We start from the raw sequence: 16117 nt of genomic DNA on the forward strand, positions 1-16117 counted from the left end.
GCGTTTCATAAATGTCGAAACAAGAAATTGGCGTTATCGGAATGGCAGTAATGGGTAAAAACTTAGCTTTAAATATTGAAAGCAGAGGATATAGCGTTTCTATTTTTAACCGTACAGGTTCTAAAACTGAAGAAGTTGTTGCAGAGCATCCAGATAAAAAATTGGTGCCAACTTATACAATAGAAGATTTTGTGGCTTCTCTTGAAAAACCACGTCGTATTTTGATTATGGTTAAAGCAGGAGCACCAACAGATATGACGATTCAAGCGTTGTTGCCTCATTTAGATAAAGGCGATATTTTAATTGATGGAGGAAATACCTTCTTTAAAGATACAATTCGTCGTAATGAAGAGTTGGATCAATCAGGTATTAACTTTATTGGTACAGGTGTTTCAGGTGGGGAAGAAGGGGCTTTGAAAGGTCCTGCAATCATGCCTGGTGGACAAAAAGAAGCCTACGATTTAGTTGCACCTATTTTTGAAAAAATTGCGGCTGTTGCTAAAGAAGATGGCGAACCATGTGTCACTTATATTGGCCCAAATGGTGCTGGTCACTATGTTAAGATGGTTCATAATGGAATCGAATATGGCGATATGCAATTGATAGCAGAGTCTTATGCACTATTAAAAGATGTTGCGGGCTTAAGTGTAGAAGAAGCAGCAGCAGTCTTCACGGAATGGAACAATGGAGAATTAGATAGCTATCTAATGGAAATTACTTCTGACATTTTAACAAGAAAAGATCCAGAAACAGGAAAACCAATCGTTGACGTGATTTTAGATCGTGCTGGAAATAAAGGAACAGGTAAATGGACGTCACAAAGCGCATTGGATTTAGGTGTGCCACTTCCACTAATTACAGAATCCGTATTCGCACGTTACATTTCAGCAATGAAAGAAGAACGGGTGAATGCAAGCAAAGTTCTACCAAAACCAGCTACATTTACATTAACAGAAGAGAAAGCAGAATTTATCGAAAAAATTCGTCAAGCTTTATACTTTAGTAAAATCATGAGCTATGCACAAGGATTTGCTCAAATGCGTATTGCGAGTGAAGAATACAACTGGGATTTACAATATGGTGAAATTGCTAAGATTTTCCGTGCAGGATGTATTATTCGTGCTCGTTTCTTGCAAAAAATCACAGATGCTTATGACCGTGAGCCAGCATTGAAAAACTTACTATTAGATGAGTATTTCATTGATATTACGAAAAACTATCAAGATGCTGTTCGTGATGTTGTGGGAATTGCCGTTAAAGCAGGAGTTCCAATTCCAACCTTCTCATCAGCAATTGCTTATTATGATTCTTATCGTTCAGAAAACTTGCCAGCGAACTTAATCCAAGCACAACGCGATTATTTTGGTGCTCATACGTATGAAAGAACGGATAAAGAAGGCGTTTATCATTACGATTGGTATGGGGAAGACAATAAATAAACGTTTAAATTAAAAAAGAAAGCGTGGAAAACAATGGAGAGATTTCTTTCCAAGTAGTTTTCCATGCTTTTTTAGTTAGAAATTGGTCTATCTAGATTGCTAATCCATTCTTTACTATCTGTCACTAAAAGTACTTTTTTACTAAGAGCCGTTTCTTCACTGACTTTAAAGGCAAGCTTTCGAGTGATAGTGATATCAGGATTGATAGCATCTTGGTATAAAAAGTCAGTAGCAAAGTTTAGTTCAGGTTCGAAACTAACGTCATCTTTGATAAGTAAAAAATCGGAATAGTTGATGTTAATTGCTTTGGTAAGATTATTTTTCGCTCGAATCTCTAGTTCGAGGGTAACTGAGGAATCTTTTTTTTGTTCGCTGGGTACAATTTTTTTATCCAGTACCTCTATCGTGACTCCATTTTGAATAGGGGAAGCCATTCTTTTTTCATTGATAAAACTATTCTGATTTATAAAAATAATTGGAGATCGGAAAACAACCCTTTCGTTTTTTACTTTCATTTTGTAGAAACCGAAAAAAATAATTGTCAATAGTAAGATAATTACAATGAAAATGAGTATCTTTCGTTTGAGATTCTTTTTTTTCGTTTTTGGATATAGCATTTTTCTAGCCATTGTCTCCTCCTATATTCTTTTATCTTTTACATAAAAGCGTTTATTCAAACAAACATAACAACGGTTCAATTATATCATTTTGCTGAATAGGTCACAATAGCTACAATTTTTTGGTATAGTTTTTTATATTAATTATCTATTGAAGAAGAATTTAGGCTATTATCATTTTCTCAATGTTTTTTTATTTTTTGAAAAAAACTGAAGAATTTAATTTGAAAAAGAGTAAAAAATGATTGAATTAGGTGTATAACGTTTATTTTTTATTTATTTATGGTAAAATGAAGTGAAAATTCAATTAGAAATAGATTGTAGTAAGAGGTCAAACATGTTATTGTACTAAAGTCGCAGTGTAAGAATAAATCCACTGAGTATAAAGGAAAAGGTGAATAGGTATGCATAAAATATTAATTATTGAAGATGAGAAGAATTTAGCGCGTTTTGTTGAACTAGAATTAAAGCATGAGGGGTATGAAACTGAAGTTCAAAATAATGGTAGAGCAGGACTTGAAGCAGCGCTTTCAGATGATTGGGATGCTATTTTGCTTGATTTGATGTTACCAGAATTAAACGGAATTGAAGTTTGCCGCCGTATTCGTCAAGTGAAAAATACGCCAATTATCATGATGACTGCAAGAGATTCTGTGATTGATCGAGTTTCTGGTTTAGATCATGGAGCAGACGATTATATTGTGAAACCTTTTGCGATTGAAGAACTATTAGCACGCTTACGTGCGTTGTTACGTCGCATTGATATTGAAGGCGAACAAAATATTACGAAACAAACTACGGTTACATACCGTGATATCACTGTTGAAAAAGAAAACCGTGTTGTCAGACGTGGGGATGAAGTGATTGAATTAACGAAACGTGAGTATGAATTGTTATTAGCTTTGATGGAAAACGTTAACGTAGTTTTAGCAAGAGATGTTCTTTTAAATAAAGTATGGGGCTATGAAACAGAAGTTGAAACGAATGTGGTGGATGTTTATATCCGTTATTTGCGTAATAAAATTGATGTTCCTAACGAAGAAAGCTATATTCAAACAGTTCGTGGAACGGGTTATGTGATGCGCTCGTGAGCAATAAAATTATTGACAGTGAAAAAGAGGAGAAACCTAAAGTAAAAAAGCGGGTTTCTCTTAAATGGAAGTGGACGATTGGCGCAAGTATGGCAATCTTTTTTACGTACACTCTTTTTTCTGTCGCTATTTTTATGGGATTTACACAAATGATGATTTCACAAGAGCATGCAAATGTAAAAGATACTTTGTTTGCAGTCTCTAATAAGTTGAAATTGGAATCTGCTAATTTAACAAATGAAAAAGTGACTCAAACACTACAACCTAATTTTCCAACTACAAATGATTCAGAAGTAGATTCGAGATTTTTGATTGATGACAGTTCATATGATTCAATCGATACACTTTACGCTAAAATAAATGAAGCAGGAGTTGTGGTCAGAGTTTTTGATCCAAATTCACGATTGTTGTATGAATCAAGAGCAAGTCATGCAACGTTCACTAAAACAGCGTATACTGAAATTAAACCAATCAAAATTGATGGGAAAGACGGATTTTCAGGGACAATGCCAATTATGTCTAGTCAGAATCAAAATATTATTGGATATGTTCAAGTAACCAATGAATTATTGCGTTATCATGAAATGAGCAATAAAATTGTTTTGGTGATGCTGACAATGGGAAGTTTAGCCTTGATTGTGAGTGGTGTATTAGGTTATTTATTAGCCATTAATTTCTTAAAACCAATTAAGCTAATGACGCGAACAATGAATGATGTTAGACAGGATACGCAATCGCGCTCAAGAATGGTCGTACCAGATTCAAACGATGAATTATCTGATTTGACAAGGCTTTTCAACGATATGTTAGATAAAATGCAAAAATACATTGAACAGCAGAAACAATTTGTTGAAGATGTTTCTCATGAATTACGGACGCCAGTAGCTATTATGGAAGGTCATTTAAAACTATTAAATCGTTGGGGAAAAGAAGATCCTGTTATTTTAGATGAATCTCTGTCTGCATCCTTACAAGAAATTGAACGGATGAAGAGCTTAGTACAAGAAATGCTAGATCTTTCTAGAGCCGAACAAGTGGAAATTCATTATAAACATGAGAAAACAAATGTAAAAAATATGATCCATCAAACCTTTAATAATTTTAGTATGATTCACCCAGATTTTGTTTTTAATTTAGATGATGACGTCGATGAAGATGTGAATGTTCAAATTTACCGAAATCATTTTGAACAGATTTTGATTATTTTATTGGACAATGCAGTGAAATATTCAACAGATCGTAAAGAGATTCACATTTCCGTAGCCCAAGATGATTACGCTATTCAAATTGCCATTCAAGATTTTGGTGAAGGAATTGGTCAAGGGGATTTGCAAAAAATATTTAATCGTTTTTATCGAATCGACAAGGCAAGAAGTCGAGACAAAGGTGGAAATGGATTGGGTTTAGCAATCGCCAAGGAGCTACTAGATGGGTACCAAGGAACGATTTCCGTTGAAAGTGTTTTAAATCACGGCACAATCTTTAGAATTAGTTTACCGATTTTAAAAGAAAATTAAAAAGAAAGGAGCCAGTGACCAAGGTCATTCGCTCCTTTCTTTTTTGTTTAAATTAACGATTCTGTTTACCAGAATTACGTCCTTTTTTAGGATTAGGTGTATTTTTTTTTGAAGCTGCGCTAATTTCTTCAGCTTTGATTGGTTTAGCTTTTTGAACGACAGCAGGTTGAATCGGACGATTTTTCATTTCCTCTGCGATTGCAGCTTTAATTTTAGGTTTGTGATACAAATTTGTAATTAAAGTTTGGAAACAAGCAAAGACTCCACCGACTAACCAATAAAGACCAAGCCCTGCTGGTGACTGAAGTGTGAAAATTAAAATCATTACTGGACTCATAAACATCATCATGCGCATTTGTTTTTTCTGAGCATCAGGCATGCCAATCATTGAAAGGTAAGCTTGCACGACGTAAACTAAACCAGCAGCAATTGCTAGATAGACATTTTTATCGCCAAGGTTAATTCCTAAGAAGTTGCTTTCAGCAATCTGAGGAGAAAGGCGAATTGCTTGATACATAGCAGTAAAAATAGGCATTTGGATTAGAATTGGTAAACATCCGATTCCACCAGTCATACTCATATTATTGGCTTTGTAAAGTGCCATTAATTCTTGTTGAGCAGCAGCTTTTTCTTCTTGCGTGGCAGCTTCTTTTTGTTTCTTTTGGATAACATCCATTTCAGGCTTAATGACAGCCATCTTTTCTTGCTGAATCATTGATTTTTTCGCTTGATTTAAATTTAAAGGCAAAATAATGACACGAACGATTAACGTAATAAAAATAATCGCCATTCCATAACTGCCATTAAACAAGTCAGCTAACCAAATGATAGAATTTCCTGTTGGCACAACAAGATAGTCGTAAATAAAACCTGTTCCATTCCCATTTTTATCAGTTTTCATACAACCAGATAAGAATAGGACAAGACTTAATACGCTACTTGTTAAAAGTAATTTTTTTAATTTATTCATGTTTCACGATCCTTTGATTAATTTAATAGGTAACATTTCTAACTATACTTGAATCGCAGTCAGATTTCAATTAGTTACTGAAAATTTGTTGCGAATTTTGATAGATGCATCTTCTTCAAGTTGGAGATTTTCGACTCGACCGCTGGGGGTTGGGGACTGCTTAATTTTAGCAATAAATAAATCGATTTTATCTGAATCACCATTTGCTTCGATATAAACCGATCCGTCCGCTTCATTTTGTACAATTCCAAATACGCCAATTTGATCGGCAACCATCTTCGTCATATAACGAAATCCAACACCTTGCACGCGACCTTTTACCTTCATACGAATGGTTTTCATCAAATCCTCTCCTTTCTAATACGTAACAATATAAGTATTTTAACGATGAATTTGTGATTAGTCAATCAAACTACAAAAAAGCCAATTAAAGCAAGTCATGATATACTTAAATTAAGATAAAAAACAGGAGGGGATCTATTTGTATCAAGTGATTGCATTATATGGTGAATATGAACCCTGGTGGTTTTTTGATGATTGGAAAGACGATATTGTTTCACAAAATGATTATGCGACTTTTCAAGAAGCTAGCCGAGCATATCAGCAAATTTATTCAGAGTTAGAGATGCAGTATCCTTATAAAGAAACAAAAAAGTCTTATTTAACTGCATTTTGGAATGAAACAGAAATACGATATTGCGAAGATTGCGAAGATGACATACAATTATTCCATAGTATCATGCTTTTAAAAGATGATCGACCTTTTGAAGTGTTTCAACCGACAGCTTCAAAATAGAAAGGAAATTAAATGAAAACATTGATTATTGCAGAAAAACCTAGCGTTGGAAAAGAGATTGCTCGTGTTCTTGGCGCTACTCAAAAAAATAAGAACTATATAGAAGGAAAAGATGTTATCGTAACATGGGCATTAGGTCATTTATTAGGTTTAAAAATGCCAGAAGATTACAAAAAAGAATGGGCTAATTGGGATTTAGAAAGTTTGCCTTTAATTCCTCCTAAAATGGCGATTAAACCATTAAAAAATACAGGGCATCAATTAAAAGCGATTAAACAATTAGCGAACCGCAAAGACATTGATAGTGCTGTAATTGCAACAGATGCCGGAAGAGAAGGGGAATTGGTTGCGCGTTGGATTTTAGAGTATGTTCACTTTAATAAACCTGTTAAGCGACTATGGATTTCTTCTCAAACTGACAAAGCCATTAAAGAAGGATTTAAAAATCTGAAACCAAGTAAGCAATACGATGCATTATACGATTCAGCAATAGCACGTTCCCAAGCGGATTGGTTGGTTGGCTTAAATGTAACAAGAGCCTTAACGGTTAGATATCAAGACAGCTTGTCAGCTGGACGTGTTCAAACGCCTACTTTAGCAATGGTACGCAAACAAGAAGAAAAAATAGAAACATTTATGCCAGAAACTTTTTATACCGTCAGCTTAATGGTGGATGGTCAAAAAGCAACTTTGATTGAAGGCGCTAAAACCAAATTTAAGGATCGTAAAGAAGCCGAAGAATTGGCGACTAAATTAAAAAGTAAACCAGTTAAAGTAAATGAAATCAAAGAAAAAATTCAAACAGATTATGCACCTATTCCTTATGATTTAACTGAATTACAACGAGATGCTAATAAACGTTACCAATTTTCAGCTAAGAAAACGTTAGGTTTGATGCAGACTTTGTATGAACGTCATAAAGTATTGTCGTACCCAAGAACCGATTCAAAGCATTTAACAACCGATATGGCAGCAACAATGAAAGATCGTTTACATGCTGTTCAAAGTTTTTCACCGGATGTTGTAAAGAAAGCTTTAAAAAATGGCGGACAAGTAACTCAAAAAGGGGTTTTCAATAATAGCAAGGTAACCGATCACCATGGGATTATTCCGACGGAAGAACGACCAAGAGTTGAAAAAATGGAAAGTGATGAGCTGAAAATTTACCGAATGGTTGTAGAGCGCTTCTTAGGATTGTTTTTACCAGCCTATCAAGCTAAAAAAACGACGTATCAATTTTTAGTTGAAGGCATTCAATTCCAATGTCAACAAGAAGAAGTGATTGAAGCTGGATGGAAACAAGTGGAGGCACCTAAAGTAGATGCTTCTTATAAAAAAGGCGAAACGTTAAAAAAACCACAATTTGCAATCAATAAACATTTGACAGAGGCACCAAGTCGTTTGACAGAAGCAACCCTCTTGCAAAAAATGGAGAAAACGGGTTTAGGAACTCCCGCAACAAGAGCTGAAATTATTGAAAAATTAATCAGTAGTGAGTTGATGGAACGTGCACAAAATAAATTAAGTGTGTCGCCTAAAGGAAGACAGTTATTGACTCTGGTTAATCCAACACTTGTAACACCTGATTTAACTGCGAAATGGGAAAAAGCACTAGAAGAGATTGCCGCTAGCAAATTAAAAAAAGAAGTCTTTATTAAACAAATCGAAGCTGAAACAACACGTCTAGTAAAAGAGATTAAGACAAGCAATCAAGTATACACCGATCACTCATTAACGAATAAAACATGTCCGGATTGCGGTGAAAAGTTAAAAGAAAAAAATGCTCGTGATGGCAAAATTTTAGTTTGTAGCAATACGGAGTGTTCTTACCGCCGTAGAAAAGATCCAAAAGTATCGATGCATCGATGCTCACAGTGCCATAAAAAAATGGAAATTCATGAAGGCAAAAATGGTGCTTATTTCAAATGTAAGTTCTGTAATATCTCTGAAAAAATAGGAGATAAGAAAAATAAAAAAATGTCAAAACACGAAGAAAAGAAAATGCTTAAAAAATATAGTCAAAGTGAAGAGGAAGTTGAAAGTCCTTTAGCATTGGCATTAAAAGCTGCCATGAAGGAGAATAAGTAATCATAAAGAAAGCCTGCTCTTTTTGCAGGCTTTTTTATTTAAGTGTTTATAGAAGCGAAACAAAAAAAATTCAAGTTATTTTGTAGACAAGAATATAAGAATAGTTTATCCTTTATATAGGAGTTGACTTTTAAGCAACTTAAAAAAGGAGGATTTTATGAATATTAAAGAAGTTAAACTTGAAGCTAAAAATAGCTTGCAAGGCAACTGGGGAACGGCTATTGGTGGATTTATCATTTTAGGATTAATTAGTTTCGCAATGTCAATGGTAACCAATATGATTTCTGGTGTTGGATCAATTGCAGGTGGTTTGGCAGGCGCAAATAGTGGAAATATTAGTGAAGCAGATCTTATCGCGATGACATCTGTAATGATTGGTACAATGTCTGTATCATTTGTTTTAGGGATTATTACCCAAATTATTAGCTCAGTGTTAGATGTTGGGTATAAATGGTCATTTTTAGACTTAGTAGATGGAAAAAATTATTCAATCGGTTCAATTTTCCAAGTATTTAATAAAAACTTTTTCAAAGTGTTAGGTTTAATTATTATGATTGGTATTTTTACTGCATTATGGTCATTATTATTAGTGGTTCCTGGTATTATTAAGTCATATAGTTATAGCCAAGCATTGAATATCATGAAAGATAATCCAGAGATTGGCATTTTAGATGCAATTACAGCGAGTCGTAAATTGATGGACGGTAAAAAAGCGAATTTCTTCTTTTTACAGTTATCATTCATACTATGGTATATCGTACCACTTATTATTTGGTTGGTTGTGTTTTTCATAGGTATCAGTGGGTGGGATAATGGAACTTCTCCATTAGTTGTTACATCAATAATTTTGGCATTTGTTTTAGCGCTATATTTTATTGCCATTAGTTTTTACATCACTCCTTACCTAAAAACTTCAGAACAAGTTTATTACCGTCGTTTGACAGTTCAACAGTTAGGGGAATAATCGTATAATTAAAACTCTTAGTAGGAAATCTACTAAGAGTTTTTTTTGTTAAAAAGGCAATAGAAATTGATTTTTTTAAGGGGAGAGAGAACATTTGTCCGCTTTTTTGTGTATAATAAAGAATAATATGATTGAAAGGAGTATGAAGAGTGGCACAAAAAAAGAAGACGAAAAAAAAAGCACCCTCAAAAAAACAACAAAAACGGAATCTTTCCATTGAAATTATTGGTCTTTTATTTATCTGTTCCGCTATTTTCGCGGCAAGCAAATTAGGTTTTATTGGTATCTTAATTGCGAACCTATTTCGCTTTTTTGTAGGGAATACCTATTTGGTTAGTGTGGTTGCTTTTGGTTTATATGGTCTATATTTAGTTTTAAAAGGCAAAGAACCTTCCTATAAAAGTAAAAAAATTATTGGCTTTAGTATTATGTATCTTAGTTTACTTGTGATTCTTCATGCCAGATTATTTAGTCCAATTATGGGGACGAATGTTAAAGTAATTCCTGCAACATTCCGCTTTTTTATGACGGATATGGGAAATAATCAAATTAAAGAATCGCTTGGCGGTGGCATGATAGGCGCACTGCTTTACAGTGGAAGTCATTTTCTATTTTCACAAGGAGGTACGTATTTTATTGCAAGTATCTTAATGATTGCTGGTTTTTTTATTTTCTTTAATTTATCGTTTAAAACAGTGTTGATAAAAGTAAGAGATGTTCTGCAAAAAAATGGCCCAATTTTACAGAAAAAATGGCAAGCTTTTAATGAGAAGCGGAGTACAGTGAAACAAGAAAAAAATTCAAAAAAAGAAAACAATGGTGATTCTAAGCAACAGTCTAAGAATCGAGTCCAACCAATTTCACCAGGACAAGCACTTGCAGCTGCTGAAAAAGAAGCTGTGGTAGGCGAAGCAGAGCAGTTAGAATTGAAAATCGACAGTTATCAACAAAATTTAAAACCTACTTCAACAGAAGTCAGAGAGCCAGTAAAAGAGGAAGCAGAGCCAACTGGAGAGTTGAACTTTGAAATCAAAGCAGAACCAGAAAGCCGAGACTACCAATTGCCTCCTACAACATTGTTAAATGCAATTGAAGCATTGGATCAGTCGAATGAATATGCCTTGATTCAAGAAAATGTAACCAAATTAGAAGCGACTTTCAAAAGCTTTGGCGTAGATGCTAAGGTAACGAAAGCTAATTTGGGACCAGCAGTTACAAAATATGAAGTACAGCCAGCGATTGGGGTTAAAGTTAGTAAAATCGTTAGTTTAAGTGATGATATTGCGTTAGCACTAGCTGCAAAGGATATCCGTATTGAAGCACCCATTCCAGGGAAAGCCTTTATTGGGATTGAAGTACCAAACAGTGAAGTAAGTATTGTTGCTTTTAGAGATATTATAGAAGCGCAACCCCTACATCCTGAAAATTTATTGGAAGTACCTTTAGGTCGAGATATTACAGGATCTGTTGCCACTGCTGATTTAGCCAAAATGCCCCATTTATTGGTGGCAGGTTCCACGGGGAGTGGGAAATCGGTTTGTATCAATGGAATCATTACGAGTATTTTGATGCGTGCGAAACCTCATGAAGTTAAATTGATGATGATTGATCCAAAGATGGTTGAATTAAATGTCTATAACGGCATTCCTCATTTGTTAACACCGGTTGTAACAAATCCTAAAAAAGCCGCACAAGCATTGCAAAAAGTGGTGATGGAAATGGAACGACGCTATGAATTATTTGCGGCTAGTGGCATGCGAAATATTACAGGTTACAATAAAATGGTTGCCACTAAAAATACGGAGAAGGATGAAAATTATCCGTTTCTACCTTATATTGTTGTAATTGTGGATGAATTAGCTGATTTAATGATGGTGGCGAGTAATGAAGTGGAAGACGCGATTATTCGCTTAGCACAAATGGCGAGGGCAGCTGGTATTCATATGATTCTTGCGACTCAAAGACCAAGTGTTGACGTTATTACGGGGATTATTAAAGCCAATGTTCCCTCAAGAATTGCATTTGCAGTTTCAAGTGGCATCGATTCAAGAACTATTATTGACAGTAGCGGGGCTGAAAAGTTGCTAGGTCGCGGAGACATGCTCTTTTTACCAATGGGTGAAAATAAACCTGTTCGCGTACAAGGCGCCTTTATTTCAGATGAAGAAGTTGAACGGATTGTAGAATTTATTACCGATCAGCAAGGAGCTAATTATCAAGAGGAAATGATGCCAACCGAAATTCAAGAAACAGTCAGTAATGAAGTACAAGACGATCTGTATGATGAGGCAGTCCAAATGGTCTTGGAAATGCAAACAGCAAGTATTTCCTTATTGCAACGTCGTTTTAGAATTGGGTACAATCGAGCAGCCAGATTGGTAGATGAGATGGAAATGCGAGGAATTGTTGGACCATCTGAGGGCAGTAAACCTCGAAAAGTGAATATCACTCATTTACCAAGTCAATCGGATCCTGAAAATAATAATGAAAGCTAAAAAGAAGACAATTTGTCTTCTTTTTTTATTCTAACAACGTTCGGTTATGAAGGGTTTTCATAAAAAAGGAATCAATAAAATCGATATATTTTTTATAATTAAATGAAAATAAGATTAAATTCTTAATGTTTTTTATGTAAATCGCTTTCATTAATCGGTAAAACGTTTCAATTTTTATAAAAAGGTGGTAGAATAGTTGTGAGTAATGATTCGTTAACTTAACGTTTCGTTTTCAATCAAATTTTTTTTGGAGGGGTTTTAAATTGAAAAAGCGTAATCTTGTGGGTCTACTAGCAATCGGTTTAGGCGTTAGTTTAACATTAGCAGCTTGTGGCGGCGGAGCAAAGGATTCAGGTAAGAGCGGTTCTGCTAAGGGGCATACAGTTGCAATGGTAACAGACGTTGGAGGGGTAGATGATAAATCATTTAACCAATCAGCATGGGAAGGTTTGCAAGCTTGGGGCAAAGAACATGACTTGAAAAAAGGGAAAGATGGTTTTAACTATCTACAATCTAACTCTGACTCAGATTTCGTAACAAATTTAAACAGTGCCGTTAAATCACAATTTAACACTGTATTCGGAATTGGATATAAAATTGCTCCAGCTTTAGAAGATGTAGCAAAACAAAATCCAAAAACAAACTTTGCGATTATTGATTCTGTTGTCAAAGGTGACAACGTGGTTTCAGTTATCTTTAAAGACCATGAAGCAGCCTTTTTAGCAGGTGTTGCAGCAGCAAAAACAACTGAAACTAAAAAATTAGGTTTTGTTGGTGGTCAAGAAGGCGAAGTTATTGGTCGTTTTGAAGCAGGATTTATTGCAGGCGTTAAAGCAGTTGATCCAGATATCGATGTAAAAGTTGAATACGCTGGTTCATTTGGTGACTCTGCTAAAGGGAAACAATTAGCAGCAGCAATGTACAACAGTGGAATTGATATTATTTATCAAGCAGCAGGTGACACAGGTAATGGTGTCTTCTCAGAAGCTAAAGATATCATGAAGGCTGACTCTAAGAAAAAAGTATGGGTAATCGGTGTTGACCGTGACCAAACTGAAGAAGGTAAATACGAAGGTGGAAACTTAACGCTTGCTTCAACGCTTAAAGGTGTTAAAACAGCCGTAGTGGATATTTCAAATGATGCAATGAAAGATAAATTCCCAGGTGGAGAAACATTGACTTATGGCTTGAAAGAAGACGGTGTTGATTTATCTAAAGGACAATTAACAGATGATGTTCAAAAAGCAGTAGATGATTACAAACAACAAATTGTTGATGGCAAGATCGAAGTTCCAGAAAAACCTTAATTAATATAAATGACAGATATAGTGGCCGGATGATGTTTGTCCGGCTATTTTTGTGAAAAGTAATGTGAAAAAATAAAAATAGCACTTATATTATCAATAAAAAAGAATTTTAGGTAGCGGTTTCTTTTTAAATAAAGTATACTATACGAGAAAAACAACAAACATAAAAAAGGAGTGAACCAACCTTGACAGGGACAGATTATGTAATTGAGATGTCTGGTATTACAAAACAGTTTGGAGAGTTCAAAGCAAACGATAATATCAACCTTAAACTGAAAAAAGGTGAGATTCATGCACTACTTGGTGAAAATGGTGCAGGAAAGTCAACACTGATGAATATTCTATCAGGTTTATTAGAACCAACATCTGGTGAAATTAAAATCAATGGTGAAGCTGTTAAAATCAGTTCCCCTAGTGTCGCGAATAAATTGGGAATTGGAATGGTTCACCAACACTTTATGTTAGTGAAAAAATTTACGGTAACCGAAAATATTATTTTAGGTAGTGAGCCCAATCGTTTAGGATTTTTAGACAAATTGGCTGCTAAAAAAATGATTAATGAATTATCTGGAAAGTACGGTTTATCTGTTGATCCTACAGCTGTTGTAGAAGATATTTCAGTGGGAATGGAACAAAGAGTCGAAATTATTAAAACGCTTTACCGAGGAGCAGATATTTTAATTTTTGATGAGCCGACTGCAGTTTTGACTCCACAAGAGATTGATGAATTAATTGATATCATGCGTGAATTAGTTAAAGAAGGAAAATCAATTATCTTGATTACTCATAAATTAGATGAAATTAAACAAGTGGCTGATCGTTGTACGGTCATTCGTCGTGGTCAAAGTATCGATACTGTTGACGTGAAAAAAACAAGCCAACAAGAACTAGCGGATATGATGGTTGGACGCTCTGTTTCATTTAAAACAAAGAAAATAAAAGCGGCACCACAAGAAGTGGTTTTAGAAATAAAAGATTTAGTTGTTAAAGAATCTCGAGGCTTAGAGGCAGTTAAAGGCTTAAGCTTAGACGTTCGTGCAGGAGAAGTCGTTGGGATTGCCGGAATTGATGGCAATGGTCAAAGTGAACTGATTCAAGCAATCACAGGATTAACTAAAGTAGAATCAGGAAGTATCACCCTTGAAGGTAAAGCTGTTCAAAATTTACCTCCTCGAAAAATTACAGAGACGGGTTTAGGTCATATTCCAGAAGATCGCCATAAATATGGCTTGATTTTACCAATGAGCCTAGAGGAAAATATTGCTTTACAAACCTATTACCAAAAACCTCTTAGCAATCATGGTTTTTTAAATCATCGTGCAATCAATCAATATGCTACAAAATTGATTGAAGAGTTTGATGTCCGAACTCCAAATGAATTTGTACCAGCAAGTGCGTTATCAGGTGGGAATCAACAAAAAGCGATTATTGCTCGTGAGTTAGAGCGTAATCCTTCACTATTAATTGCTGCCCAACCAACGCGTGGACTTGACGTTGGAGCGATTGAATACATCCACAAACGTTTAATTGAACAACGTGACAAAAAGAAAGCTGTTTTATTAATGAGTTTTGAACTTGATGAAATTTTAAATGTGTCAGATCGCATTGCGGTTATGTATGAGGGGAACATCGTAGCTATTGTTGACCCTGAAACAACAACTAGAGAAGAGTTGGGATTACTGATGGCGGGTTCGTCATTAGAAAAAGCTCAAGCTGCTTTAGCCGCTGAAAATAATGAAAGATCTGTTGGAGAGGAGAATCATTTTGAATCATAGAAGCGAACGTCTTAAGAATTTTTTAGTTCCAGTGCTTTCAGTAGTGCTAGGGTTGATTCTAGGAGCCATCATTATGTTGGCTTTTGGCTATGATCCCCTATTAGGATATAGTTCATTGATTGATGGTGCGATTGGAAGTCCCTTTTATGTAGGGGAAACATTAAGACAAGCCACACCATTAATTTTAACGGCTCTAGGTTTTGCGGTTGCAAATACAGCTGGCTTCTTTAATATTGGGGTTGCTGGTCAAGCACTATTTGGCTGGGTAGGATCAGTTACCATCGCATTGATGTTTCCTGATTTGCCAAAAATGATTTTGATTCCATTCTGTTTAATTGTGGGAGCTTTATGTGGCGCGGTTTGGGCAGGAATTGCTGGTGTGTTACGAGCTTACTTTAATACAAGTGAAGTTATTGTAACGATTATGTTAAACTATACCGCTTTGTATATCTCAAATCATATGGTTCGAAATGTGTTAACAAAAGCAGATGATGCGACACCAAGAATTTCAGAAAATGCTAGTTTACGCTCAGAGTTTTTAGCATCGATTACAGAAAACTCAACGTTACATTACGGCTTATTGATTGCGATCTTGATGTGTGTGGTCGTTTGGATCATGATGCATAAAACCACTTTAGGTTATGAATTACGTTCAGTTGGATTAAATCCATACGCTTCTGAATACGCTGGTATGAGTACAAAACGCAATATTATTTTAGCAATGGTCATTTCAGGCGGGCTAGCTGGTTTAGGTGGCACGATGGAAGGTCTTGGAAACTTTGAAAATCTATTTGTGATGGGAAGTATGCCAAGTATTGGTTTTGATGGAATGGCAGTTGCCTTACTAGGAGCTGGAAATCCGTTTGGAATTCTTGTTTCAGGACTATTGTTTGGTGGACTTAAAATTGGTGGCGTGAGTATGCCGCTTTCAAGTGATGTCCCATCAGAGGTAGTAGACATTGTGATTGCCTCAATTATTTTCTTTGTTGGAGCAAATTATTTAATTCGTTACATTATGAACCGAGTGGTTAAAGTAAATAAAGGAGGGGTGAATTAAG

Annotated in this window: 13 protein-coding genes; 10 read left to right on the plus strand and 3 right to left on the minus strand. The window is 35.2% G+C overall.

The window, feature by feature from the left end; translation table 11 throughout:
* The first annotated feature begins 11 nt into the window (after positions 1–11).
* The gene (gnd, locus tag BR52_RS02655; RefSeq protein ID WP_034568886.1) at positions 12–1439 is read left to right on the plus strand and encodes an NADP-dependent phosphogluconate dehydrogenase; all 1428 of its coding nucleotides are present in this window, start codon (positions 12–14) and stop codon (positions 1437–1439) included.
* Between the two features lie 71 nt (positions 1440–1510).
* Here gnd and BR52_RS02660 read toward each other — a convergent pair whose 3' ends face one another.
* The gene (locus BR52_RS02660; protein ID WP_034568888.1) at positions 1511–2068 is read right to left on the minus strand and encodes a hypothetical protein; all 558 of its coding nucleotides are present in this window, start codon (positions 2066–2068) and stop codon (positions 1511–1513) included.
* Positions 2069–2460: 392 nt separating this feature from the next.
* Between BR52_RS02660 and BR52_RS02665 the strand changes: the two genes are divergently transcribed.
* Together BR52_RS02665 and BR52_RS02670 are read left to right on the plus strand one after the other, a co-directional pair.
* Positions 2461–3147, plus strand: coding sequence for a response regulator transcription factor (locus BR52_RS02665; protein WP_034568891.1), 687 nt, complete (start codon positions 2461–2463; stop codon positions 3145–3147).
* On the plus strand, positions 3144–4664 hold the full coding sequence (locus BR52_RS02670) for a HAMP domain-containing sensor histidine kinase (RefSeq protein ID WP_236707206.1): 1521 nt from the start codon (positions 3144–3146) through the stop codon (positions 4662–4664). Before BR52_RS02665 ends, BR52_RS02670 begins: the two co-directional genes overlap by 4 nt.
* Before the next feature lie 52 nt (positions 4665–4716).
* Here the strand turns inward: BR52_RS02670 and yidC are convergent, their stop codons facing one another.
* Positions 4717–5634 (minus strand): membrane protein insertase YidC, encoded by a 918-nt coding sequence (yidC, locus tag BR52_RS02675; RefSeq protein ID WP_034568893.1) that lies wholly within the window; start codon positions 5632–5634, stop codon positions 4717–4719.
* 66 nt (positions 5635–5700) lie between these two features.
* Complete coding sequence (locus BR52_RS02680; protein ID WP_034568896.1) at positions 5701–5976, minus strand: acylphosphatase; 276 nt, start codon at positions 5974–5976, stop codon at positions 5701–5703.
* Positions 5977–6124: 148 nt separating this feature from the next.
* Here BR52_RS02680 and BR52_RS02685 point away from each other — a divergent pair, with 148 nt between their 5' ends.
* From BR52_RS02685 to BR52_RS02715, 7 genes are all read left to right on the plus strand, one after another.
* A complete protein-coding gene (locus tag BR52_RS02685) occupies positions 6125–6430 on the plus strand; it encodes a DUF1033 family protein (protein ID WP_236707218.1) in 306 nt (101 codons plus the stop codon).
* A gap of 12 nt (positions 6431–6442) precedes the next feature.
* On the plus strand, positions 6443–8518 hold the full coding sequence (locus BR52_RS02690) for a DNA topoisomerase 3 (RefSeq protein ID WP_034568898.1): 2076 nt from the start codon (positions 6443–6445) through the stop codon (positions 8516–8518).
* Between the two features lie 157 nt (positions 8519–8675).
* Complete coding sequence (locus BR52_RS02695; protein WP_034568900.1) at positions 8676–9482, plus strand: DUF975 family protein; 807 nt, start codon at positions 8676–8678, stop codon at positions 9480–9482.
* A 149-nt stretch (positions 9483–9631) separates the two neighbouring features.
* Positions 9632–11977, plus strand: coding sequence for an FtsK/SpoIIIE family DNA translocase (locus tag BR52_RS02700; RefSeq protein ID WP_034568902.1), 2346 nt, complete (start codon positions 9632–9634; stop codon positions 11975–11977).
* Positions 11978–12240: 263 nt separating this feature from the next.
* Positions 12241–13284, plus strand: coding sequence for a BMP family lipoprotein (locus BR52_RS02705; RefSeq protein WP_034568904.1), 1044 nt, complete (start codon positions 12241–12243; stop codon positions 13282–13284).
* A gap of 212 nt (positions 13285–13496) precedes the next feature.
* A complete protein-coding gene (locus BR52_RS02710; RefSeq protein WP_034573430.1) occupies positions 13497–15059 on the plus strand; it encodes an ABC transporter ATP-binding protein in 1563 nt (520 codons plus the stop codon).
* On the plus strand, positions 15049–16116 hold the full coding sequence (locus BR52_RS02715) for an ABC transporter permease (RefSeq protein ID WP_034568906.1): 1068 nt from the start codon (positions 15049–15051) through the stop codon (positions 16114–16116). Before BR52_RS02710 ends, BR52_RS02715 begins: the two co-directional genes overlap by 11 nt.
* The last annotated feature ends 1 nt before the right edge of the window (position 16117 follow it).

The organism is Carnobacterium divergens DSM 20623 (assembly GCF_000744255.1).
In the GTDB taxonomy this organism is placed as follows: domain Bacteria; phylum Bacillota; class Bacilli; order Lactobacillales; family Carnobacteriaceae; genus Carnobacterium; species Carnobacterium divergens.

What these genes read in the sequence shown, in the direction of transcription:
- gnd (WP_034568886.1), top strand. Translation starts at nt 12, where the DNA reads ATGTCGAAACAAGAAATTGGCGTTATCGGAATGGCAGTAATGGGTAAA.
- BR52_RS02660 (WP_034568888.1), bottom strand. Translation starts at nt 2,068, where the DNA reads ATGGCTAGAAAAATGCTATATCCAAAAACGAAAAAAAAGAATCTCAAA.
- BR52_RS02665 (WP_034568891.1), top strand. Translation starts at nt 2,461, where the DNA reads ATGCATAAAATATTAATTATTGAAGATGAGAAGAATTTAGCGCGTTTT.
- yidC (WP_034568893.1), bottom strand. Translation starts at nt 5,634, where the DNA reads ATGAATAAATTAAAAAAATTACTTTTAACAAGTAGCGTATTAAGTCTT.
- BR52_RS02680 (WP_034568896.1), bottom strand. Translation starts at nt 5,976, where the DNA reads ATGAAAACCATTCGTATGAAGGTAAAAGGTCGCGTGCAAGGTGTTGGA.
- BR52_RS02690 (WP_034568898.1), top strand. Translation starts at nt 6,443, where the DNA reads ATGAAAACATTGATTATTGCAGAAAAACCTAGCGTTGGAAAAGAGATT.
- BR52_RS02695 (WP_034568900.1), top strand. Translation starts at nt 8,676, where the DNA reads ATGAATATTAAAGAAGTTAAACTTGAAGCTAAAAATAGCTTGCAAGGC.
- BR52_RS02710 (WP_034573430.1), top strand. Translation starts at nt 13,497, where the DNA reads ATGTCTGGTATTACAAAACAGTTTGGAGAGTTCAAAGCAAACGATAAT.